This window comes from Maritalea sp. S77, from assembly GCF_049801075.1.
Lineage (GTDB): Bacteria > Pseudomonadota > Alphaproteobacteria > Rhizobiales > Devosiaceae > Maritalea.
The window spans coordinates 468,034-489,600 of record NZ_JBNAGG010000002.1; the positions used below are offsets into that span (position 1 = coordinate 468,034).

Genomic DNA, 21,567 nt, shown 5'->3' on the forward strand with positions numbered 1-21,567 from the left:
GCCGCATAACATCAAATGAGTGGAGATAAACGTGCGATTGGTCATTTTGGAAAATGCCGAGGCCGTAGCTGATTTTGCGTGTGGATATTTCGTCGATCATCTAAAAGAACAGCCCAAATCTGTGTTGGGCTTGGCCACCGGGTCATCGCCAGTCGCGCTTTATCAGCGCTTGGTTGGGGCCAATCAGCGTGGCGAGGTGAGCTTTAAAGATGTGACCAGCTTCAATCTGGATGAGTATATCGGTTTGTCTGGCGATCATGCTCAAAGCTATCGCTATTTCATGAACGACAAGCTTTTTGATCACATTGATATTGATAAGACTCGCACCCATGTGCCGAACGGCGCGGCTGACAACCCTAATGCAGAATGCGCGCGCTATGAGCAGTCCATTCTGGATGCTGGAGGCATTGATCTTCAATTGCTCGGCATTGGTGTAAATGGCCATATCGGTTTTAACGAACCGCTTTCCAGTCTTGCCTCACGTACGCGCGTTAAAACGCTCACAAAATCCACAATTGAGGCCAATTCACGATATTTTGATGCGGATGAGTTCCAGCCAACTGATGCGATTACCACGGGTATTGGCACCATTTTGGATTCAAAAGAAGTGTTGCTACTGGCTACGGGTGCCAACAAGGCTGAGGCCGTACGTGGATGCGTGGAAGGCCCGGTTTCCGCGGCTTGTCCGGCGTCTGCACTGCAAATGCACCAACATGCTGTGGTGGTCGTTGATGAAGATGCCGCGTCTTTACTGAGCATGAAAGAATATGCGCAGTGGGCTGAGCAGCGTCATATTGAGCTTGAGCAAGCCTAGGTCTGCTTTCGCCCTTACCAATTCTTATCACTTGTCGTGTTTTAACTAAGTTCGGTTAAAAACGTCGCCAACATACTGTCACATCAGTATAAAAGCGATGTGTTTGGATCGTAGTGAATTCGATTGATAAGTGAAGTGGCATTGATGGCGGATATAAGTCAGGCAAATATCGATCAGGCCTTGCGCGTTGAACAGCTGGACGCAACAGCATGGGATGCGCAAGCGCACCGCTTTGATGATGTGTGCCAAGAGCAGTTGGATGTCTTCGCCGCTGAGCGTTGGCCGGCCATGGCCTTAGATCGCCTGCAATTCTTCATTGGCGACCGGTTGGTTGGCGGTTGTCTGGTGATGCACAAAACTGCGCCTTTGGGGCTTGGGGGCCTTGCTGTTTGCAAATGGGGCCCAATTCTTCTGAACAATCGTTTGCCGAGCGCGCAAAGCGATTATAAAGCAATTGTCGATTATCTGGTTCAGGAATATGCGGTGACGCGTCGCTTGATGTTGTCCATTTTGCCGCGCGCGGTGCCAACTGAGCAAAATAGCGCTTTAGAATATCTGCGAGAGATTGGGTTTAATCAGGGTGCTAGTTTGCCGTTCCCCAATCGGTATTTCGTAAATGTTGATTTGTCCGATGAAGAGATGCGCGCCAGTTTCAATCAGAAATGGCGCAAGCATTTGCGCAATTCGGAGAAGAATGAGCTGCGCTTTGAGCATGTGGGGCCAGACAAAATGTCTGAGTTCAATGCACTTTATGAAGCGATGACGGCGCGCAAGCAGTTTCCAGATTATTCAGCTTACGATTCCCTCAATCATTTGATGGACAATATTGATGGGTCCATCCGCCCTGAAATCTTTATGGTGTATGATGAAGAGGGTGAAGCTGTTGCCGGGGCTATTGTGTTTGTCGGTGGCGATACTGCGGTTTATCTTTATGGTGCGACCAATGATAAGGCACTGCCGATGCAGGCGGGTTATTTCATGCATTGGGAAATTATGCGCTGGCTTGGTACGCAAGAACGGATCAAATGGTACGACCTTGGCGGCACGGATGGCTTTTTGGGCTTACATCAGTTCAAAAAAGGCATGGCGGGCAAAGCAGGGGCGATCACCACGGTGCCACCTGTGATGAATTATGCACATTGGTTTATTCCGCGGCTTTTGGGCGAAGCCCTGTTTTTGGCGCGCGATGTGAAAGCCAATACCGGACGCATGATCAACAATCTGCGCAAAAAGGGCCCGAGCGACCAGAATTAAAGCACTGGTCCCAATGTACCGATCACATTGTGCCAAATTCTGACCGGCAATCGCCATTCGCGCACTTCATCAAGATGCACTTCCACTGCGCTTTTTAGATATTGCCGCTGGCGCTCATTGACCTGCTTGGTAAAGGCTTCATCATAAATGATGGTGTTGTTTTCGTAATTAAGGTCAAAGCTGCGCAAATCGAGATTTGATGAGCCAATCATGGTGATTTGGCCATCAATGGTGAGGCATTTGGCATGGAGCAAACCGCCCACATATTCATGCACACGTATGCCCGCGTCGAGTACCTCGGGATAAAAAGATTTCGCAGCGGCTGCCACGATCCAGCTATCATTATTGCGTGGAACAATCATGTTGATTTTGACCCCACGAATTGCCGCAGCGCATAGGGCATTCAACACGATAATGTCCGGCACAAAATAGGGGGTGGTGATGTTTATTTCTTCATCCGCAGATTGAATAAGCGCGGCGAACAGATGCGCCGCAGCGCCGCGACGTTCTGTGGGACCGTTGCCATTCACTTGCGCCACGAATCCGCCCTCGACGGGGCGTGCGTTCAGGGGAAACTCATCTAAATGCGCGCTGGGGCGTCGGCTCATCCAATCGCTGGCAAACAGCAATTGCGTTTGGTTGACCACGGGGCCTTCCATGCGCGCCATAATGTCAATCCAGGGCGCATATTTTGCCTTGGGCAAGAACTCTGGATCGGCGCAGTTTTGACTGCCGCAATAGGCGATTTTGCCATCAATGAGCGTGATTTTTCGGTGATTGCGTAGATCGAAGCGGTTGAGCAGGTGGGTGGCAATCATGCTTTCAAATGGCATGGCGGTTTCAGTTTGCACCCCGGCGCGTTGCATCTCCGTCCACAGTGGTGAGTTGAGTAGAACGCGCGACCCGATAGCGTCAGCCATCACACGGCAAGCAACGCCGCGCTTGGCTGCGCGCATCACGGCATTTGCGACTTCGGTGCCTGTCCGGTCAGTTAGCCAAATGTAATAGAGCAGATGCACATGGTCTTCTGCCGCATCGATATCTTCGATGATCCGTTTTCTTGTCTCATCCGCATCAGACATGAGCTCGGCCGTGTTGCCGCCGGAAAGGGGAAAATGATTGATAGTTTCGGCATATTGGAAGATTGAGTGATACCGCAGAGGCACTTTTGCAAATGGGTTTTCTTCGCCTTCGAGCTTGTTGAACTCAAGCGCCTTCATTTGATCAACAAGCCGTGCCTTTTTGGCACGTAGCTTGTCGGAGATGTGCACCTCGCCAAGAAGGGTATAGATCACAATGCCAGCAAGGGGCAGGGTGATCACGACGATTAGCCAGGCGAGACGAGCAGAACTTGAGATGTGTCTCCGCGCCAAAATGCGCAGCGCGACGGCAAATATGATGCTCAAATAGATGGCAGATGCCAAAGAGATGCTGCTTATCAGGTCCATTGTTCCTCCACAAAGCGGCTGGCGAGTTTATGCGCGCACGTCTTGCATCTAAATTGGACAAATCATCTAGGCAGCACAATGGTGTAAGTGCAATTTATTCGTTTTTGTTGCGGTTTTCCATGATCGCACCAACGGAAGCGCTGGTGCACACCAAGTAAGGCACGCAAAAAGTGAGGGCGACTTTAAACCAGTCCGTCATGCCCATTTGGCCCGTTAAAAGCCTATCGAAATAGTTGATCAGCATCAGCAAGGTGCCCACGATAAGCGCGGTTTTCACACAGCGCTTGCACACTTGAGGGCGTGCGGCGATTGAAAACCACTCTTTGATCATGCGGCTTGGCCGAATGGTTTGAGCACACTACGCTTCAACCGTTCAAGGCGACCGGGCACGCGGAAAGGCTTATAGCCGGGAACTGTCTTTTCCATAGGAATTTCGAAGATTTTATAGTCTTCTCCGAAAATATGCTTGTTGAGCTGTGCCACTTCTGTCCACCCATAGCGCGCGAGGATCAGATTGGCTTTTTCGTTGGTGGTGCGGGTGAAGGTTACCAGCTTGTGCCAATGGCCATTATTGAACATATTCACGAAAGCCTTGTTGGCTTTGATCGCGATGGTCGACGCCCTATGCTCGGGAATAATGTAAGACCAATAAAGGAACACCACGCCATTATCGGGGCCGGAAAGCATGAGACCCACTTTTTCATCCCCCTTACACAGCACAAACAAGTGCTGCGGATCATATTCCCAAAGCGCCGTTAGAAAGTGGATGTTCATGCGCGCACGCTCAGATTGTTTGAATTCTTCACAATAGAATTCAGATTCATCAATTGCGCGGTGCACTGTTGAGAGTACCCACTCAATTTCATCCCGACGGGCGGGTCGAAAATTTGGTGTTTTGGCGTCTGACATGGCGATTTCCCCCAGTTTGTCTGGGCATCAGTTTGAAGTAATCTTCTTTAAAAGTGTTGAATATGGGGGGCAAAGTGTCAAAGAAATGCGAAAAAACAGGTCTAAAATCTAAGCCTTGATATTGACCGAACGCGCTGCAACCATTAGCCCTTCTATCACGGTGTTGTGGGGACAACTCACATATTCAAATTGAATGTGTGTTGACCGTATTCAACTGGAGGTCGGCAACGGTCTCTTTATGATTGGATTGATCGAGGAGGAACCGTCCAATGAGTTCGGACATTTACCAACCACCTGAAGATATTGTCTCTCGCACTTTGACAACAAAGGATCAGTATGACGCGCTGTACGCGCAGTCAGTGAATGATCCTGAAGGATTTTGGAAAGAGCAGGCCAAGCGCATCGATTGGATGACAGAGCCGACCAAAATCAAAAATACGACATTTGAATATCCAGATGTGTCCATCAAATGGTTTGAAGATGGTGAGTTGAATGTTTCGGTCAATTGTATCGACCGTCACTTGAAAGACCGCGCCGATGAGACCGCCATCATCTGGGAAGGTGATGAGCCGGGCACTGACGAGCATATTACTTATGCCCAGTTGCACCGCCGCGTTTGCCGCTTCGCCAATGTGTTGAAAGATTTGGGCGTTAAAAAGGGTGACCGCGTCACCATTTATCTGCCTATGATCCCAGAAGCTGCTTATGCCATGTTGGCCTGTACCCGCATTGGTGCGGTGCATTCCGTGGTGTTTGGTGGCTTTTCGCCGGAAGCTTTGGCAGGCCGCATCAACGATTGTGACAGCGCTGTCGTGATTACTGCTGATGAAGGCCGCCGCGGTGGCCGCACTGTGCCATTGAAGCACAATGTTGATGAAGCGTTGAAGCATGCGCATGGTGTTGAAAAAGTTTTGGTGGTGGAAAACACCGGCAACGACATCAAAATGAAGGGTGGCCGCGATGTGTGGTGGCACGAAGCTGCTACGGGCATTGATGAATTCTGTAAACCAGAGCGCATGAATGCAGAAGACCCGCTGTTCATCCTTTATACGTCCGGTTCAACAGGCACACCAAAAGGCGTGTTGCACACAACTGGCGGCTATTTGGTTTATGCCTCATTCACCCACGAAGTGACCTTCGATTATAAGCAAGGCGACATTTATTGGTGTACGGCTGATGTGGGCTGGGTCACAGGTCACTCCTACATTCTTTATGGCCCATTGGCCAATGGCGCGACCACATTGATGTTTGAAGGTGTGCCAAACTATCCAGACGCTTCACGCTTCTGGCAGGTTTGCGACAAGCACAAGGTCAATATTTTCTACACAGCACCGACGGCCATTCGCGCGTTGATGGGGGCTGGTGATAATTTTGTTGACGGTGCTGACCTATCGTCATTGCGTATTCTGGGGTCAGTTGGTGAGCCGATCAACCCAGAAGCTTGGGAATGGTACAACAAGCATGTTGGCCGCGGTAAATGCGCGATTGTGGATACGTGGTGGCAAACTGAAACTGGTGGTTTCATGATCACGCCTTTGCCTGGCGCGACACCAACCAAGCCAGGCTCTGCAACAAAGCCATTTTACGGCATTCAGCCAGAGATTTTGGATCAGGAAGGCAATGTGCAAACTGAGACCAAAACTGAAGGTGTGTTGTGCATTAAAGATAGCTGGCCTGGTCAGATGCGTTCGGTCTATGGCGATCACAAGCGCTTTGTTTCGACCTATTTTGAGACCTATAAAGGCTATTATTTCACGGGTGACGGCTGTCGCCGCGATGAAGATGGGTATTATTGGATCACGGGTCGGGTGGACGATGTTTTGAACGTTTCCGGTCACCGGATGGGCACAGCTGAGATTGAAAGTTCGCTGGTTGCGCATGACAAAGTGTCTGAAGCCGCGGTAGTTGGCTATCCACACGATGTGAAGGGCCAAGGCGTTTATTGCTATGTGACCTTGATGTCCGGTGAAGAGCCAAGCGATGAATTGAAGAAAGAGTTGCGCAATTGGGTGCGTAAGGAAATTGGCCCGATTGCTTCTCCTGATTTGATCCAATTTGCGCCTGGTTTGCCAAAAACACGTTCAGGCAAAATCATGCGTCGTATCCTGCGCAAGGTTGCGGAAAACGATTTTGGCTCATTGGGCGACACATCAACATTGGCAGATCCATCTGTTGTTGATGATTTGATTGAAAATCGCGAAAACCGATAACTAATTGCAACTACTAGTTGTTTTTTTGGCGCCGTACGAAATTTTCGTGCGGCGCCTTTCAATTTTAGCAATTTATATCAGCTTGAATTAACCAAATTTTTGATTAGAAATACCTTGTTAACACCTTGTTTGGGCGTCTCTTTTTAAGATGGGGCGAATTACAAATTGGGGCGTTTTATGGGCAGTCTTTCTAAATCAGCATTCGTTGTTGCGACCATTGTGTCGTGCGTTTTCACTTCATCGGCTATGGCTGAGGAGTGGATCGCAAGCAAATTGCGGGGCGCTGTCTTTGTTTATGAAAATGCAGAATGGCAACAAATTTTCAGAGGGCATGTTGTTGATAGCTCCAACGCGATCCAAACCTCGCCGAATGCGCGGGTAATTTTCACACGCGGTCAAGAGTCGATTGATGTACGCGGTGATACGCGTATTCGCATCAGAGATCGTGTGGGTGCCCTCAATACGGTGATTGAGCAAGACTTTGGCGAAATCAATGTAGATGTTGAAAAGAAGAATGTTCAGCATTTTGCAGTAAAAGCGCCATTGTTGACTGCCGTTGTAAAGGGCACGAAGTTTACGGTGAAGTCAAATCGCTCCGGCGGTGCGGCAGAAATCATCGTGCGCCGTGGTCGTGTCGAAGTTCAAGACAATCAGATGAAAATCAAGGTCGACGTGAAATCTGGCCAGCGGGTTGGGCGTCAAGCGTCCGCCAATGCTGTGATGGAAGTTAAGGGCCGTGGTTCAATCGAACCATTTGTGAGCATGAACTCAAACCAACCCATTGCCAATAATGTTGAAGAGCTGAAGGCCAAAATGGGTCTGAGCAATTCACCTAACTTACCTGCTAATGCTGGTGGTACGAGTAATGTGGGCAATGTTGAGGGCGTCGGCAATGCAGGTAACGCTGGGAATGCTGGCAATGCAGGGAATGCTGGCAATGCAGGAAATGCAGGAAATGCAGGAAATGCAGGAAATGCCGGTAATGCAGGATCGTCTGGTAGCGGTTCTGGTGGTGGTGCTAGCAGTGCAGGCGGCGCGGCTAAAGATGTGGTTGATAAGGTGAAAGATAAACTCCCAGTGCTTTAATTGTGTTGGGTAAGGCAGCCGCCACTTTAGCACCTATTAACCACGCTATTAACTGTTTGAGGATGTTAATAGCTGCTGAAGGGCTTGGCGTTAGTTTGATCGAGAGAGAAAATGGGGCGCGGTAAAATGAAGATATTCTCCAAGATTTGCATGTGGATTGTGCTGTTGGGCAGTTTGCTGTTCACCAGCAGCGCAATGGCGGAAGAGTGGGTCGCGAGCAAACTACGTGGTGGCGTATTTGTTTTCGACGGTGCCGGGTGGCAGCAAATTTTTAGAGGCCATATTGTCGATAGTTCTCGCGCTATTCAAACATCTCCTAGCGCCCGCGTTGTGTTTACACGCGGTCAAGAGTCCATTGATGTGCAAGGTGATACGCGTATTCGTATCAAAGACCGTGTTGGTAATTTGAACACTGTTGTTGAGCAGGACTTTGGCGAAATCACAGTTGATGTAGATAAAAAGAATGTGCAGCACTTTGCCGTTAAGGCGCCATTGCTCACCGCAGTGGTTAAAGGCACCAAATTCACGGTGAAAGCCGGCAAAAGTGGTGATGCAGCAGAGGTGAAGGTAGAGCGCGGACGTGTAGAAGTGCGCGATGAAGAGCGCAGGGTCAAAGTTGATGTGAAGGCAGGGCAGCGTGCATCTCGGCAGGCAGGCAAAAGCGATGTGGTTGAGGTAAAAGGCCGTGGCGCCTTGGAACCAATCATTAGCCTGAACACAAATAAACCAATTGCAAAAAACAGCGCGCAGCTAAAAGTTGCCTTAGGTTTGCAAGCAGCACCTGGACAGCAGAACAATGAGAACGCCAATGCTGGTGGCAACGGGAACGGTAATGCTGGTGGCAACGGGAACGGCAATGCTGGCGGCAACGGGAACGGCAATGCTGGCGGCAACGGCGGTAGTAACTCCGGTGGCAACAGCGGTAACTCCGGTGGCAACAGCGGTAACTCCGGTGGCAACGGCAACAGCAATGCTGGCGGAAATGGCAAGGGCAAAGGAAAGAGCTAAGCGATGCTGATTATGAAGCACGCTCTCTGCGCCAACCATTTGGCCAAGCTAATGTAAATTCAATTAAATTGGCCGCTTCTTTTTGAAGCGGCCTTTTTATTGAGTGTAAAGTGAATAGCAACCAATTCATGTTTTTCTAGCAAGCGGACTTATGGCGATCACCTCAAGTGATGGCCGCTTTATTGATGCTTGCTTCGGGGCGACATGACGCAATTGAAGGTGAAAAAGATAATCGCGTTGGTCATGGTGACCATTATTGCGATTTTGGCGGATATCGCCGGCCTTTACGCGCCAATTGATAACTATTTGCGTGAGCTGCGCTATCACGCCATCAACAAGCCCGTTTCTGAGAAATTTGTTATTGTCGCGATCGACCCCAAAAGCATTGATGCGGTGGGCCAGTGGCCTTGGCCGCGTCGTGTACATGCGCAGGTGATCGACCAGTTGCTAAACTATCAGGTTGACGAGATCGCACTCGATATCGATTTGTCTCAGGGCTCGAATGCGGTCGATGATCAGCGTTTGGCTGAGGCGCTGGAACGGGCAGGCGGCTTCACCTACCTCGCCAGTTTTAACCAACTTGTGCGTCAGCGTGATGGCAGCGCAACATTGGCAACGGCTTTGCCGCTCCCCGCATTTCGTGCACAGGGTGAGCCAGTTGTTGTGAATGTGCGCCCGGAAAGTGATGGTAAAATTCGGCGTGTCGACAGCGGCGCACGCGTTGCGGGTGAGAACCTAAAAAGCCTTCCTTTGGCGCTCACACAGTTTATGGCCGGCGACGTGGGCGACAGCTTTCTCGTCAATTATGGGCTGGATTTGTCACAGATCGACGTTATTTCCGTCATAGATATCATCGAGCAGCGGGTAGATCCGGCACGTATTGCGGGCAAAACGGCCTTGGTCGGGGCCACTGCGGTTGAACTTGGCGATGTGGTGTTGGTGCCGCGATATGGGCACATTCCGGGCGTGTCGCTTTTGGCGCTTGCCACCGAAAGTCGGTTGGAGGGCAATCGCCTAAAAATGATTGGTAGTGCCCTATCTGCAGTGTTGATCATGCTATATTTGCTGCTTTTCATGTGGCGCAAAAAACCATTGCCGACATGGGCGAGCGGCGCGGTCTTTTTAGGCACATTTGTGCTTGTGGAAGGTGTCGCATTTTTGGGGCAAACACAGGTCAATCTGCTGATCAATACTGTTGCTGGCCATGCGGTTACGGTGGGCTACACCTTGTTCTACATGTCCAATGAAATGTTTACGCGGCAAGTTGAATTGGAAAATGCCAGCATTGAAAATGTGCGAATGCAGGCCATTTTGGATCGTGTGGTTGAGGATAATTTTGACGGTGTGATCATTATTGACGGGCAGGGCCGCATTTTGACGGCCAGTGCGCCCGCGGAAGATATTTTACAGGCTCGTCATGGGCTTACGGGTAAAAGTGCTCAAATTCTACCGAGTATATTCCATAAGGAAACATCGCGACTTTTGCGGAGTAAGGTCAATTCGGGCATTCCGAGCAAAGTGTCCAGTTTGCACCGCTTTGATGAAGGGCTTTATGCGGATAAGGGGTATACAGGGCGGCCAGTGGCGCTGGAATATTCTATCACGGTTTCAACCATTGATCGTGGCAACAATATTTATGAGCAAGTTGCTTGCTTGACCTTCCGTGATGTCACAGAGCGACTAAATCATGAGCAACGCCTGTCCTATTTGGCGAATTATGACACGTTGACGGGTGCGTTTTCGCGTCAAAAGCTGGTGGATGAGTTGGGACGTTTTTGCCGTCCCAATTCCGATAAGCCGCGCGACATGACGCTGCTGTTGTTGGATTTGGATCGGTTTAAGAACATCAACGATACACTGGGCATTGGCATTGGCGATCAATTGCTGAAGCAGGTGGTGAAGCGCCTTGGCAATCTGGGGCTCTATAGTGTCACACGCCTTGGTGGCGATCGGTTTGCGGCTGTCTATCCGCATCTGTTGAAGGATGAAGAGCTTAACGCCTTTGCCAACAAAATGCTTGAAGCCGTTGTTGCGGCCTATACGGTGGGGGCACACCGTGCATTGATTGGTGCCAGCTTGGGCATAACTGACACGCACAATTCAGGATATACTGCAGAGCAATTGATGACCCATGTTGATATGGCGCATTCCGAGGCTAAGTCTATGCCCGGCAATAGCTTTTTCGCCTATCGCAGTGAGTTGAGTGCGCGTGTGCGCGACCGGCAATCCATCGAGATTGCCTTATTGGATGCCGTTGCAAACGGGCAATTGTTTCTCCAATATCAGCCGCAAGTCGATTTGGTGACGAACCAGATCATCGGGGCGGAATCGCTGGTGCGGTGGCGTCACCCTGAGCTTGGCTTTGTGCGGCCGGATCGATTTATCTCGGTGGCGGAAGATAGCGGCATGATCATTGAAATCGGCCGCTGGGTGATGCAGCAATCATGCTTCGATGCGGCCAAGTCTGCCAAAGGCGGTCGGATCGCGGTAAATGTATCGGCGGTGCAGTTCGAATATGGCGATGTGCTCGCGGATATTGATCATGCGCTAGAAACTTCGGGCCTAGACCCTTCACGTTTGGACATTGAAATCACGGAAAGCGTGTTCGTTTCCAAGCAGGATAAAACCATCAGCATTTTGGATTCCATAATCGAGCGCGGCGTGGGCATTGCGCTGGATGATTTTGGCACTGGCTATTCGTCTTTGAGCTATTTGAGCAAATTGCCGGTGAACAAGATTAAAATTGATCAGGCCTTCGTGCGTAATTTGCCGGAAGACAAACAATCGATGGCAATCATCAATGCAGTGATTTCACTGTCGCAGCATATGGACAAGAAAATTGTGGCTGAAGGCATCGAGACCGAAGTGCAGGCCCGGTTGTTGAGCGAGGCAGGGTGCCATATTGGGCAAGGCTATTTGTTCGGGCGTCCACTAGATCGCCAGGAATTCTGTGACTTGTTGGCCAGCCACAATGCGCCACTGCAAAAAGATGCGGTCTAACAGCCCTATTTAAGGCATATTCCTCCTGCACTTATTGGTTTTTTGATTCTCAGAGCGGTTTTCATGCGTCTTTTCTTCATTCTAGCGATGGTCATTGTTCAATTCACCGGGTCGGCGATGGCTCAATCTTTGCGCGAAAAGGCAGGGCAAATGGTGATGATTGGTTTTCAAGGCGATCAAGCATCCGGCCAATGGCATAACGGCATTAAGGGGTTGGCGCAGCAAGGTAAAATCGGCGGCGTGCTTTATTTGAAATATAATGTTTCTTCTGTTGATACCGTCAAAAAGAAGAATGCAGATTGGCAGGCCGTTGCCCCCAATGGATTGCCGCTTTTGATCAGTATCGACCAAGAAGGCGGGCAGGTTGAACGGCTCACCAAGTCGGTCGGCTTCGCTGAAATTGCCAGTGCAGCCGATGTGGCAAAATCGATGAATGCCAATTCTGCGCAAGCGCTCTATGAGAATTTGGGGCGTCGCTTGGCCTCACTTGGCTTCAATGTGAATTTTGGCCCTGTGGTTGATGTGAATGTAAATCGTGACAATCCAATCATCGCCAAATATGGCAGGTCATTTTCAGCAGATCCGGAAATTGTGGCGAGCTATGGTGCAGCGTTTGTGCGTGGGCACAAGGCGGCGGGTGTTTTAACCTCGCTCAAGCATTTCCCCGGCCATGGCTCTAGCCAGGCGGATAGCCATTTGGGCTTTGCTGATATTTCCAGCACTTGGCGCGATACGGAATATGTGCCGTTCAAAAAGCTCATCAGCCAAAATTTGGCACCGATGGTGATGGTGGGGCACCTCTATCACAAGAGCTTTGCGGATGCGGCCAACAATGATTATCCGGCGAGCCTTTCGTCTGTGGCGATCAATGGCGTGTTGCGGCAAGGCTTGGGCTTTAATGGCGTTGTGGTTTCCGATGATATGGAAATGGGCGCGATTACTGAGCATTATGGCTTCAAAGAAGCGGTTTTGGCTGCGGTGCGAGCAGGCAATGATTTGTTGCTATTTTCCAATACACGCGAGCCTAGCCTTGAATTGCCGGACAAGATTATCAATCTATTGGTGAGTGAAGCGGAGCGGGATCCGGCGTTTGCGGCGATGATTGAGCGTAGCTATGGGCGCATTGTCGGCCTCAAAGCGCAACTGAAGCAATAGAGGCTTTGCTCCATTTCCAGCAACGCGATATGGTGTCACAAAAGTGACGCCTGAATCGGGTTAAACACTCAGGCGCGAATAGGATGCGAGCGTAAGAAAAATGATGCAACAAGAAGAAACCCGGCATGTAAAAGCCTTGTTTATTTCCGATGTCCACTTGGGCATGCGGACCATCCGGGTGGAACAACTGATCAATTTCTTGCGCGCTTACGACGCTGAAACTATCTACTTGGTTGGCGACATTATTGATGGTTGGCGGTTGCAAAAATCTTGGTATTGGCCCGCTAGCTACAATCTTTTGGCGCAAAAACTATTGCGTAAGGCGCGCAAAGGCGCACGCATTATTTATCTGCCCGGCAACCATGATGAGTTTTTGCGCGATTATCTTGGCACCCATTTTGGCGACATCGAAATTGTTGATCGGGTGATCCACCACGCGGCAGATGGCAAGCAATATCTGGTGATCCATGGGGACCAGTTTGATGTTGTGGTGCGCCACGCCAAATGGTTGGCGCATGTAGGGGACTGGGCTTACAATTCCGCTCTCCGCATCAATATTTTGGTCAATTGGGTGCGGCGCAAATTGGGCCTGAACTATTGGTCTTTGTCCGCATGGGCCAAACACAAGGTCAAAAATGCGGTTAGCTTTATTGGTCGATATGAAGAAGCCTTGGCCCATGAGGCGAAGGAAACGGGCGTTGATGGCGTGATCTGCGGCCATATTCACCATGCCGATATGCACGATACTTATGGCACGCGCTACATCAATACGGGTGATTGGGTGGAAAGCTGCACGGCCATTGTTGAAAATCATGACGGGCAGTTTGAGTTGATCCGTTGGACAGATATGGCCACCAATCCTAATCAGGAGGCGCGCCGCAAGAAGGCGCGTGAAGCCGCATGACACGCCTGCTAATTGTCACCGATGCTTGGCACCCGCAAGTCAATGGCGTTGTACGCTGTTTGGACAAGGTGGGGCAGGAGCTTCGGGCAATTGGTTATGAGGTCGATTATTTGACCCCGGAACGGTTTTGGACCATGCCCATGCCCACCTATCCGGAAATTCGCCTTTCTTTGGCATCCTTGGGCGAAATTGGCGAAATCATTGAAGGCTATGCGCCACAGCATATTCATATCGCCACGGAAGGTCCGCTAGGGTTGCTCGCCCGGCATTATTGCACCAGCCATCATTGGGCGTTCACCACCAGCTATCACACGAGATTTCCCGAATATGTGGCCGCACGGTTGCCCGTACCTTGCGAATGGTCATATGCCTATTTGCGTTGGTTTCATGATGCAGCAGCACACACATTGGCACCCACGCGCTCTGTTGTCGAAGATTTGAAAGATAAAGAATTTCAACATGTTGTGGAATGGACTAGAGGTGTTGATTCAGATCGATTTACCCCTGGGCCCAAAACCGTCTACCAAGATTTGCCTGGGCCGCATTTGGTGTGTGTCGGGCGCGTTTCGGTTGAAAAGAATGTTGAGGCCTTTTTACGGTTGGATGTGCCCGGCACGAAAATCGTGGTGGGTGATGGCCCGCAGCGTGATGAGCTGGCGGCAAAATATCCGGAAGCGTTATTTGTTGGCCGCAAACAGGGTGAGGAGCTTACCGCGCATTATCAAAGTGCAGATGTTTTCGTGTTCCCGTCCAAAACAGACACTTTCGGCAATGTGATGCTCGAAGCAATGGCATGTGGCGTGCCCGTGGCAGCCTATCCAGTGATGGGGCCAATCGATGTGTTGGCAGACCCGAAAGCTGGCGTGATGGACAATGATCTAGCTGTAGCTGTTGAGCGGGCACTCAAACTTAATCGTAGTGATGCGCGTGCATATGCGTTGAAATTTAGCTGGGCAGCCTGTGCAGAGCTGTTTCGGTGCCATTTGGTGCCAGTGGTTGGCGGGCAGGAAAAGGCCGCCTGATGGCCGTTTATGGCACTTCAAAACCAAATTCATACCTTTTGGCTTGTCAGTCTTTGCAAATCAGCGCAACCTAAGTGCGTCTCTAGCGTATTTCCAAAAGGTTGTCCCATATGCTTTTCTCCATGCGCGAGGCGCTCTTATCCCATCAAGGGCGTGCTTCTAACTTCTATGCTTTCAAATTTCTCGCGGTTGGCATTGCCGTGCCGTTTTTGCCCTTGTGGTTGAAATCTCAAGGGCTGTCGGATTCTGACGTTGGTTTTGTCAATTCCGCGCCCATTTGGATGATGGTGCTGATCAATATCTTTGTGGGGCGCATTGCCGACAAGGCCAGCGATTGGCGTCAGGTTATCATTGCGGCCAGCCTTCTATCTGGATTTGCTTCGATCACCTTGTTTTTTGCGCATGGGTTCTGGGCTATTTTGTTCTGTTGGACACTAACTGTGCTGCCTTTCATGGTGGGCGCGCCGGTAACGGATGCGGCCACTGTGCGTATGGCGCGGCGGCGGAATTTGGATTTCGCGATGATCCGCGTGTGGGGCACCGTAGGCTATGTCGCGGCGAACCTGTTTTCTGGCTGGATGCTCAACCTCTCTGGCGTTGGCATCTTTTTGCCGCTATTCGTCAGTTTTTGCCTAATCCGGGGCTTGATGTCTTTGCAGTTGCCGAAATTCCGCGCGGAGGCCCCGGAGGATGAAAAGCTGGGGCCAGAGGTGGCCGTGGCACCTCCACATCCTTTGCAGGCTCAAACCATTAAGGATGCATTCCGGCCTTGGTTTGCATTGGCGATCTTAGGGTCGGCATTTATTGTCGCGTCCCATGGACCACTTTATGCATTTGGCTCCATCTTGTGGGATAGGGCTGGTTTGCCGTCCACGATCATCGGGCCTTTGTGGGCCATTGGCTCTGCCGCTGAAATTTTGACCTTCTTTGTGTTTGCACGCATCGCAAAGCGGTTTTCCGCGCGTCATTTGCTTATCTTCGCTGCCGCGATCACCGTATTGCGCTGGGTTGGCATGAGCTTTGACGTACCGGTGTGGGGCTTTTTCTTGTTGCAGATGCTGCACGCGATCAGCTTTGGTATCACTTATTTGGGTACACTGAATTTTGTGGCTAACTGGACTGCCGAAACGTTCGCAGCAGAAGCGCAAAGCCTAGTGCAAGTGGTTTCTCAGGCAACGCTGGCTACCTTTATTGTGCTGTTTGGTTTCGTCTTTTCTAATTTTGGTGCCCCAACATTTATGTTGTCAGCCATTTTGGCGGGGATTGGTGGCGCGTTGATATTTGTTTCGCTGGTGCTGGTCAATCCGCGCAGCGAAGCCTAACCCCATCGCCGAACATATCTGAAGTAGAATGCAAAACGGCGCCCCAATTCGGAGCGCCGTTTTTATTTTGTATCTTTAGATTGGCTGCTTAGTTCAAGCGGCCCTGAGCGTGTGCCAACATTGTGTAGATCTTGCCACGATCAGAAGTCAGCAAGGTCTGTGTGTCTTGCACAGGGTCAGCGCCATGAGCTGCGTCGCGCAGGAGTTGTTCAAACTCGGCCATAAAGTCTTTGGCTGTGCCAGCAAACTCAACATCTTGCTTCAATGCTTTGCGCACATCGTCAAAGATGGCTTGGCCAGTAAGGGTGTATAACCGACGTGAGAACACACCGCTTTCACCATTCTGATATCGACGCCATGCGTCCACCAACGTTTTATGGTCTACGGCCTCCACCATTTCTACGGTGAGGTTTTTCAGGTTGCCACCACCACGGCGGGCGCTGCTGGCTTGCTGTTGTGCAGATGCATTGCGCAACAAGCTCCGGACCCAGCTGCTTTCTTCTTCTGATTTTGCGTCAGATGAAGCAGCTTCTTTCTTAGGCGCGGGCTGCGTAGATGCAGCTTTTGTTGGCGCTTGCTGTGGCTGTGCAGGTTTGGTTTGCGCCGCAGGTGCAGGTGAGGATTGTGATGCGCGATTGCGTTCTGCCTCGGCTGCACGGGCATCTTGCTCTTCAATCTGCTTTTCCAAAAGCGCTGCCAATTGCTCTGAAGAAATATCATCGTCGAAAGCATCATCATTGCGTGTTTGCGGCAATGTTGGTTTTGGCTGCACAAGTTTTTTCGGTGCAGGGCGTTCTTGTGGCTTTTCAGCGGCCGGCTCGGGCTCCTCTGGCTCAGCTTCCGGTTCAGGTTGCTTCAGCTCGGTTTGCTCAACCTCAGTTTTCTTGGCCTCGGTTGGCTTCGGTTCTGGCCGTGGCGCAGGGCGCTGCTCGATGGTTTGAGCGGCTTTCGCTGGTTTTAGGTCAGGCTTAGGCGCAACAGGCTGTGCATTGACGATTTTGTTCAGCTCTTCAAGCGCTTCAATCTGCTCAGCAACCACTTGACGCATCGCTGCAGCACTTGCTTTGGTTTCTTCAGGCAGCTCCATCACGCCGCGTTGCAATTCTGTGCGGGTTGAATTGAGTTCTTCGCTCAATTCTTTCGCAGTCATGCGCATTGCAGATGATGTTTCATTGAACCGTTCAACCGCAGATTTGATTGACTCCTGCATCTCGTCGATGAGCGATTTTTGAGCTTGCTGCAATGCAGTGGATGCACGTTGGCTTTCCACACCCGCAGTTTCTGACAAATCGCGCAGATTGCTAGAAACAGTGTTGGAGGCGCTGTTCACAGTTTGTGTCAGATTTTCTTGTGTCTCTGCAATCCGCCCTTCGGTTTCTTTCACTGTATCAGAAAGTGATTTAGCGAAGGTGCGCAGGCGTGCATCAATTTCTTCTGCACGGTTGGTGAAGCCTTCAACCAAGGCATCCATTGCAGTGCGGCCGCCCTCAATTGTTTCCACAGTGATAACTGAGGCATCAGTGAGTTCTTTGGCGGCATTGGTGAAGCCAGATGCTTGACCATCAAGCACATGCTTGATTTCGCCAACTTCTTGCAACAGGCCTTCGATCGTGCCCTGCAATGCGCTCACGTGTTCGCCCATCATGCGGCCCGCATCGTCGGTGCCTGAAAGGGCTTCGCGAACGGCATCTGAGTAACGTGCCGTGTGTTGCGATACGCCTTCTTCGAGGGTTGCCAAATTGCTGGTTGAAGTTTCCAGAACTTGTTGCAACAGCAAGTTTGAATCGTTGAGCTTGGACAAGGCGCGGGTGACGTCTTCCTCAATACGTGAGGTAGAGTGGGCCATGATTTCTTCAGCACCGCGTGCATTTTCTTGAAGTGCATCACGCAATAGATTTTGCTGCGTTTGCATACGCTCTTCAATGTCAGCTGTTTTCTTGTCGATAAGTTTCGACAAGGTTTCAGACTGAACTGCCACAACCTGGTTCATGGCGCGTGCTTTGTCGCTCAGTTCTTCAGCGGTGTTCACAGCGCGAACTGAAACCAAATCTTCCATGGCGGTAGAGGCGGATTGCAATTGCTCCATTGCGCCGCGCACAACAAGGTCCATGCGCGAAGCTGTTCTTTCCACATCAGCAGAAATATCGCCAGTCAGACCTGTGAGTTTCTCATCAAGCGCTGTCATAATTCTGTTGGCGCCAGTGTCCACATTTTCCAAAGCTTCGCTGAAGCTGCTGGAGAATGTTTCGTTCATTTGAGTCAAGCGGCTCGCTGTCTCATTAGCACGCTGTGCGATCGCATCGGGCAGAGTGCCCAATTTCTCTTCGATGGTGCGTGCCAAATGGTCGGTTGATAGGGACAGACGCTCTTCGCTCTCAGCCACACGATATTCGATAGAAGTTGAAAGGCTCTCGGTTGCACCTGTGATGCGTTCTTCGGCGCCACGTGCCCGTGCTTCCATTGCGTCCGATAGGCTTTGCGTTGCTGCCGTAATCCGCTCTTCCGCTTCATGCGCGCGATCGTTCATAGAGGTTGAGATGTTATTGGCAGCAGCAGCCAAACGCTGCTCAGTGGCCGATAGGCGATTGCCGATTGTTTGATCCAAATCGGAAGTCGCTTTTTCAAACATGCCAGCAGAGGTGGTCACAACATTTTCTACGCGGCCAGCCAATGAATCTGTGCTGGCTTCGATGTTAGAAACTGCATCAGATACTTTGCCTGCAACACCTGTTTCGGCGTCCGCCAAACGTGCAATCGCCGCATCGATCTCGTTGCCCAGATTATCATTTACGCGCGCAACTTGCTCTTCGATAATTTGTGAAACGTGGCTGGTGCGTGTTTGCATGGTCTGGTTCATATCGCGCAAGCTTGCATCGATGCTCTCACGGAAATATTGACCAGATTTCTCAAACGTCGCGCCCAACTCAGTTGTGCGATTGCGCATTGTGGAGTCGAGATCGGCTGCGCTGGTTTGCAGCACAGTGTTAAACTCAGATGTGCGCTGGTTGATGGTGCTTTCCAGCGAATGGGCGTGCTGCTTGAAGCCCTGCTCATTTTCATTGAGCGTGGTGATCAAGCGTTCGCCTTTTTCACTCATGATCTCATCCATGGAGTGGAGGCGGCTGTCCAAAATAACAGCAACTTCATCCACACGGCTGGTGAGTTGAGAAATCGTATCTTGTCCAGCATTTGCCAACAAATCGTGGGCTGCGCTGGCGCGTTCGTCCAAAGTGCCACCAAGTTGGAGGAGGGCAGATTCAACTGCACTTTCCAAATTGTTGGTTTGGATGGACAAGCTCTCATCAATGCCAGAACCGAAGTCAGACAATGTGCGTTGAGCATATTCAGCATTTTGCAGAATTTTCGATGCGAGGTTCGAACCAATATTTTCCATATTGGTTGAAATTTCTTCGCCGCGCAGATTGAGGTCTACCAGCACTGACTCGCTGGATGCGCGCAATACGCCAGACAGCTTGTTGGTGCGGTCTTCAATGATGCTGGTAAATTCTGAAGTGCCTTCTTCCAAAGATTGGGTGAGGCGGGCGATCCGCTCGTCCACATTTTCCGTGAAGCCATGGGAGCCACGTGCCAACACGTCATTAAGGGCGTTGGTGCGCGCATCAATGGTTTCGGCCAAATTCTGGTGGCGTTCGCCAAATGCATCCAGCATGTGTGCGGTGCGCTCGGTAAGCAAATTGTCCAATTCGTCGCGTTTGGACTCCAATGTTTCGCTGAAGTTGGTGGCGCGGGCGCCCAACACTTGGTTGAGGCGTGCAGTGCGATCCGCCACTTCGCTCGACAATTGCTCCGTGCGTTCCACCAAAGTTTTGTCAAAGCGCTCATTTTGCTCAGAAAGGGTTGTGCCCAGTTCTTCAGTGCGCATGGCCACTTTTTCTGACAATTCGTCAGATCGCATGGCCAATGTTTGATCAAAGTTTTCGCTGTGCGCGGATAGGGTGGTGTTGAGCTGCTCTGTGCGTGAGGCAACTTTATCTGCCAACTCACTGGCCCGTTGCGACAGCTTAGAGTCGAACTGGGCGCTTTGCTCAGCCAAAGCTGACGCCATAGCGGCTGTACGCTCGTCAACAATGATATTGAGTTTTTCAGTGCCATCGTCCAACGCAGCAACGAGGTCAGATTTGCGGCCTTCAATCACATTTGTGAATTGATCAGACTGTTCTTTGAACGAGTCTGTTAGCGTATCGCCATAGCCAGAGATGGACTGGGTGATGTCGCCGCCGGTTAGGCGCAATTTATCGATGAAGGAGCTGCCCACTTCGTCGAGTTGTTGGGCAAAGCCAGAATGCACATCGGAAATGGCCTCGCGGACGCGTTCTGAGTTGGTGACCACAGCTTTACGTTGGTTGGCCAATTCTTCGATCAGTGAGCGCATGCGCAATTCATTGTCGGCATAGGTGCGCTCTAGCGAGTTCACCTCATTGTGCACCATCACTTCAAGTTCACCGGCGCGGGAAAGGGCGCGCTCTAGGCCATCACCGATGGCATTCACTTCGCGGCGCACCGCTTGGCCCACAGTGGTGATTTGTGCGGTTGCTGCAGATTCCGGCTCGGACAGGCGCAAAGCGGCTTGGGTCATGGACGATGCGGCAAGGCGCAAGTCCTGCGCCCGACGCACGATCAATGCGATGGCAAAAAAGCCGAGAATAGGAATCAGCAATAGGGCGGTGAAGCCCGCAAAATCAGGAGTTTGTGCGAGAGTGGAAAATTGAATGTTGGCCAGGTCAGCGCTAAAGCGCATATAGCCCAAGGCACCAATGATGATGGCCCAGAAAATTGACGCCAAAGTTGCCAACCAGTACGGCATGGTCGACGGCTTAGACTGCATAGAATAAAGAATGCTGGCCGCTGTTGAACGGTCATCGTTGGCCACAGACGCAGCGCGATTGGCGATGCGTTCAGCAGAACGAGAGCGACTTTCACTTGGTCGCCGGGCGCGTCCTTTTCTACTGTCAGAAGAGGTGGCTTTATCCAGCTTGGCCGCTGCACTTGATTTTGAATCTGATTGGGATTCAAGCGCGCTTTCCACTGCTGAAAATGCCAGCGTGGCCGGATCGTTTGAAGAACTTTTTTTCTTTGCCATACTCAATACTACCTTTTGCGTCCGCACAATGCCCGGCGAACTTAGGGTGAGCTGAGGCAAGTGTTGTGCTTATTGAACACAAACCGGAGCGTCCTCCGGATCTAAATAAAGCATTATAATATAATGCAATTCGGGCCACAGTACCCAACGCCGCCGAACGTTGGTATCATGCCTTTATACATTAATTGAAGGCAATCGAGACATTTTTATTAAAAATTGGTTAACGCGCAAGTGGGGTGGTGGAGGAAATTGTTTCTCTATTGCGGCATCTTATCAGCCTTAAAGCTTGATTCAGGCTTGTTTGATATGTTGTGGATAGTTTGATTTCACAAGG

The 21,567-nt window shown here is 50.8% G+C and carries 14 protein-coding genes; 10 read left to right on the top strand and 4 right to left on the bottom strand.

The features are described 5' to 3' along the window. The first annotated feature begins 31 nt into the window (after positions 1-31). A complete protein-coding gene (gene nagB / locus ACP15Y_RS10025) occupies positions 32-814 on the top strand; it encodes a glucosamine-6-phosphate deaminase (protein WP_424982928.1) in 783 nt (260 codons plus the stop codon). Between the two features lie 144 nt (positions 815-958). Further along, a complete protein-coding gene (locus tag ACP15Y_RS10030) occupies positions 959-2,068 on the top strand; it encodes a lipid II:glycine glycyltransferase FemX (RefSeq protein WP_424982929.1) in 1,110 nt (369 codons plus the stop codon). Here the strand turns inward: ACP15Y_RS10030 and cls are convergent. From cls to ACP15Y_RS10045, 3 genes are all read right to left on the bottom strand, one after another. Then, a complete protein-coding gene (gene cls / locus ACP15Y_RS10035; RefSeq protein WP_424982930.1) occupies positions 2,065-3,516 on the bottom strand; it encodes a cardiolipin synthase in 1,452 nt (483 codons plus the stop codon). The two genes, ACP15Y_RS10030 and cls, sit on opposite strands and share 4 nt — an antisense overlap. Before the next feature lie 94 nt (positions 3,517-3,610). Beyond that, on the bottom strand, positions 3,611-3,847 hold the full coding sequence (gene nrtS / locus ACP15Y_RS10040; RefSeq protein ID WP_424982931.1) for a nitrate/nitrite transporter NrtS: 237 nt from the start codon (positions 3,845-3,847) through the stop codon (positions 3,611-3,613). Then, complete coding sequence (locus ACP15Y_RS10045) at positions 3,844-4,425, bottom strand: hypothetical protein (protein ID WP_424982932.1); 582 nt, start codon at positions 4,423-4,425, stop codon at positions 3,844-3,846. The genes nrtS and ACP15Y_RS10045 overlap by 4 nt, the downstream gene beginning before the upstream one ends. Positions 4,426-4,694: 269 nt before the next feature. On the opposite strand from ACP15Y_RS10045, the gene acs reads away from it, so the two are divergent. The 8 genes from acs to ACP15Y_RS10085 all read left to right on the top strand — a co-directional run bounded on the left by acs (position 4,695) and on the right by ACP15Y_RS10085 (position 16,132). Then, positions 4,695-6,635 carry an acetate--CoA ligase gene (gene acs, locus ACP15Y_RS10050; RefSeq protein WP_424982933.1) on the top strand — a complete coding sequence of 647 codons (1,941 nt, stop codon included), beginning with the start codon at positions 4,695-4,697 and terminating at the stop codon, positions 6,633-6,635. A 177-nt stretch (positions 6,636-6,812) separates the two neighbouring features. Beyond that, positions 6,813-7,721 (top strand): FecR family protein, encoded by a 909-nt coding sequence (locus ACP15Y_RS10055; RefSeq protein ID WP_424982934.1) that lies wholly within the window; start codon positions 6,813-6,815, stop codon positions 7,719-7,721. Positions 7,722-7,847: 126 nt separating this feature from the next. Continuing rightward, positions 7,848-8,729 (top strand): FecR domain-containing protein, encoded by an 882-nt coding sequence (locus tag ACP15Y_RS10060; RefSeq protein ID WP_424982935.1) that lies wholly within the window; start codon positions 7,848-7,850, stop codon positions 8,727-8,729. Positions 8,730-8,933: 204 nt separating this feature from the next. After that, positions 8,934-11,729 (top strand): EAL domain-containing protein, encoded by a 2,796-nt coding sequence (locus tag ACP15Y_RS10065; RefSeq protein ID WP_424982936.1) that lies wholly within the window; start codon positions 8,934-8,936, stop codon positions 11,727-11,729. A gap of 63 nt (positions 11,730-11,792) precedes the next feature. Then, entirely contained in the window at positions 11,793-12,884 is a 1,092-nt protein-coding gene (locus ACP15Y_RS10070; protein WP_424982937.1) for a glycoside hydrolase family 3 protein, read from the top strand. Between the two features lie 100 nt (positions 12,885-12,984). Beyond that, the gene (locus ACP15Y_RS10075; RefSeq protein ID WP_424982938.1) at positions 12,985-13,788 is read left to right on the top strand and encodes a UDP-2,3-diacylglucosamine diphosphatase; all 804 of its coding nucleotides are present in this window, start codon (positions 12,985-12,987) and stop codon (positions 13,786-13,788) included. Beyond that, positions 13,785-14,810 carry a glycosyltransferase family 4 protein gene (locus ACP15Y_RS10080; RefSeq protein ID WP_424982939.1) on the top strand — a complete coding sequence of 342 codons (1,026 nt, stop codon included), beginning with the start codon at positions 13,785-13,787 and terminating at the stop codon, positions 14,808-14,810. The genes ACP15Y_RS10075 and ACP15Y_RS10080 overlap by 4 nt, the downstream gene beginning before the upstream one ends. Positions 14,811-14,920: 110 nt before the next feature. Then, a complete protein-coding gene (locus ACP15Y_RS10085) occupies positions 14,921-16,132 on the top strand; it encodes an MFS transporter (RefSeq protein ID WP_424982940.1) in 1,212 nt (403 codons plus the stop codon). A gap of 88 nt (positions 16,133-16,220) precedes the next feature. On the opposite strand, the gene ACP15Y_RS10090 is transcribed toward ACP15Y_RS10085, so the two are convergent. Beyond that, positions 16,221-21,233 (bottom strand): hypothetical protein, encoded by a 5,013-nt coding sequence (locus tag ACP15Y_RS10090; protein WP_424982941.1) that lies wholly within the window; start codon positions 21,231-21,233, stop codon positions 16,221-16,223. Positions 21,234-21,567: the final 334 nt, after the last annotated feature.

Bases quoted from the DNA above. Each gene is read 5' to 3' on its own strand.
- ACP15Y_RS10030 (WP_424982929.1), top strand. From the start codon at position 959: ATGGCGGATATAAGTCAGGCAAATATCGATCAGGCCTTGCGCGTTGAA.
- cls (WP_424982930.1), bottom strand. From the start codon at position 3,516: ATGGACCTGATAAGCAGCATCTCTTTGGCATCTGCCATCTATTTGAGC.
- nrtS (WP_424982931.1), bottom strand. From the start codon at position 3,847: ATGATCAAAGAGTGGTTTTCAATCGCCGCACGCCCTCAAGTGTGCAAG.
- ACP15Y_RS10045 (WP_424982932.1), bottom strand. From the start codon at position 4,425: ATGTCAGACGCCAAAACACCAAATTTTCGACCCGCCCGTCGGGATGAA.
- acs (WP_424982933.1), top strand. From the start codon at position 4,695: ATGAGTTCGGACATTTACCAACCACCTGAAGATATTGTCTCTCGCACT.
- ACP15Y_RS10055 (WP_424982934.1), top strand. From the start codon at position 6,813: ATGGGCAGTCTTTCTAAATCAGCATTCGTTGTTGCGACCATTGTGTCG.
- ACP15Y_RS10060 (WP_424982935.1), top strand. From the start codon at position 7,848: ATGAAGATATTCTCCAAGATTTGCATGTGGATTGTGCTGTTGGGCAGT.
- ACP15Y_RS10065 (WP_424982936.1), top strand. From the start codon at position 8,934: ATGACGCAATTGAAGGTGAAAAAGATAATCGCGTTGGTCATGGTGACC.
- ACP15Y_RS10070 (WP_424982937.1), top strand. From the start codon at position 11,793: ATGCGTCTTTTCTTCATTCTAGCGATGGTCATTGTTCAATTCACCGGG.
- ACP15Y_RS10075 (WP_424982938.1), top strand. From the start codon at position 12,985: ATGATGCAACAAGAAGAAACCCGGCATGTAAAAGCCTTGTTTATTTCC.
- ACP15Y_RS10080 (WP_424982939.1), top strand. From the start codon at position 13,785: ATGACACGCCTGCTAATTGTCACCGATGCTTGGCACCCGCAAGTCAAT.
- ACP15Y_RS10085 (WP_424982940.1), top strand. From the start codon at position 14,921: ATGCTTTTCTCCATGCGCGAGGCGCTCTTATCCCATCAAGGGCGTGCT.
- ACP15Y_RS10090 (WP_424982941.1), bottom strand. From the start codon at position 21,233: ATGGCAAAGAAAAAAAGTTCTTCAAACGATCCGGCCACGCTGGCATTT.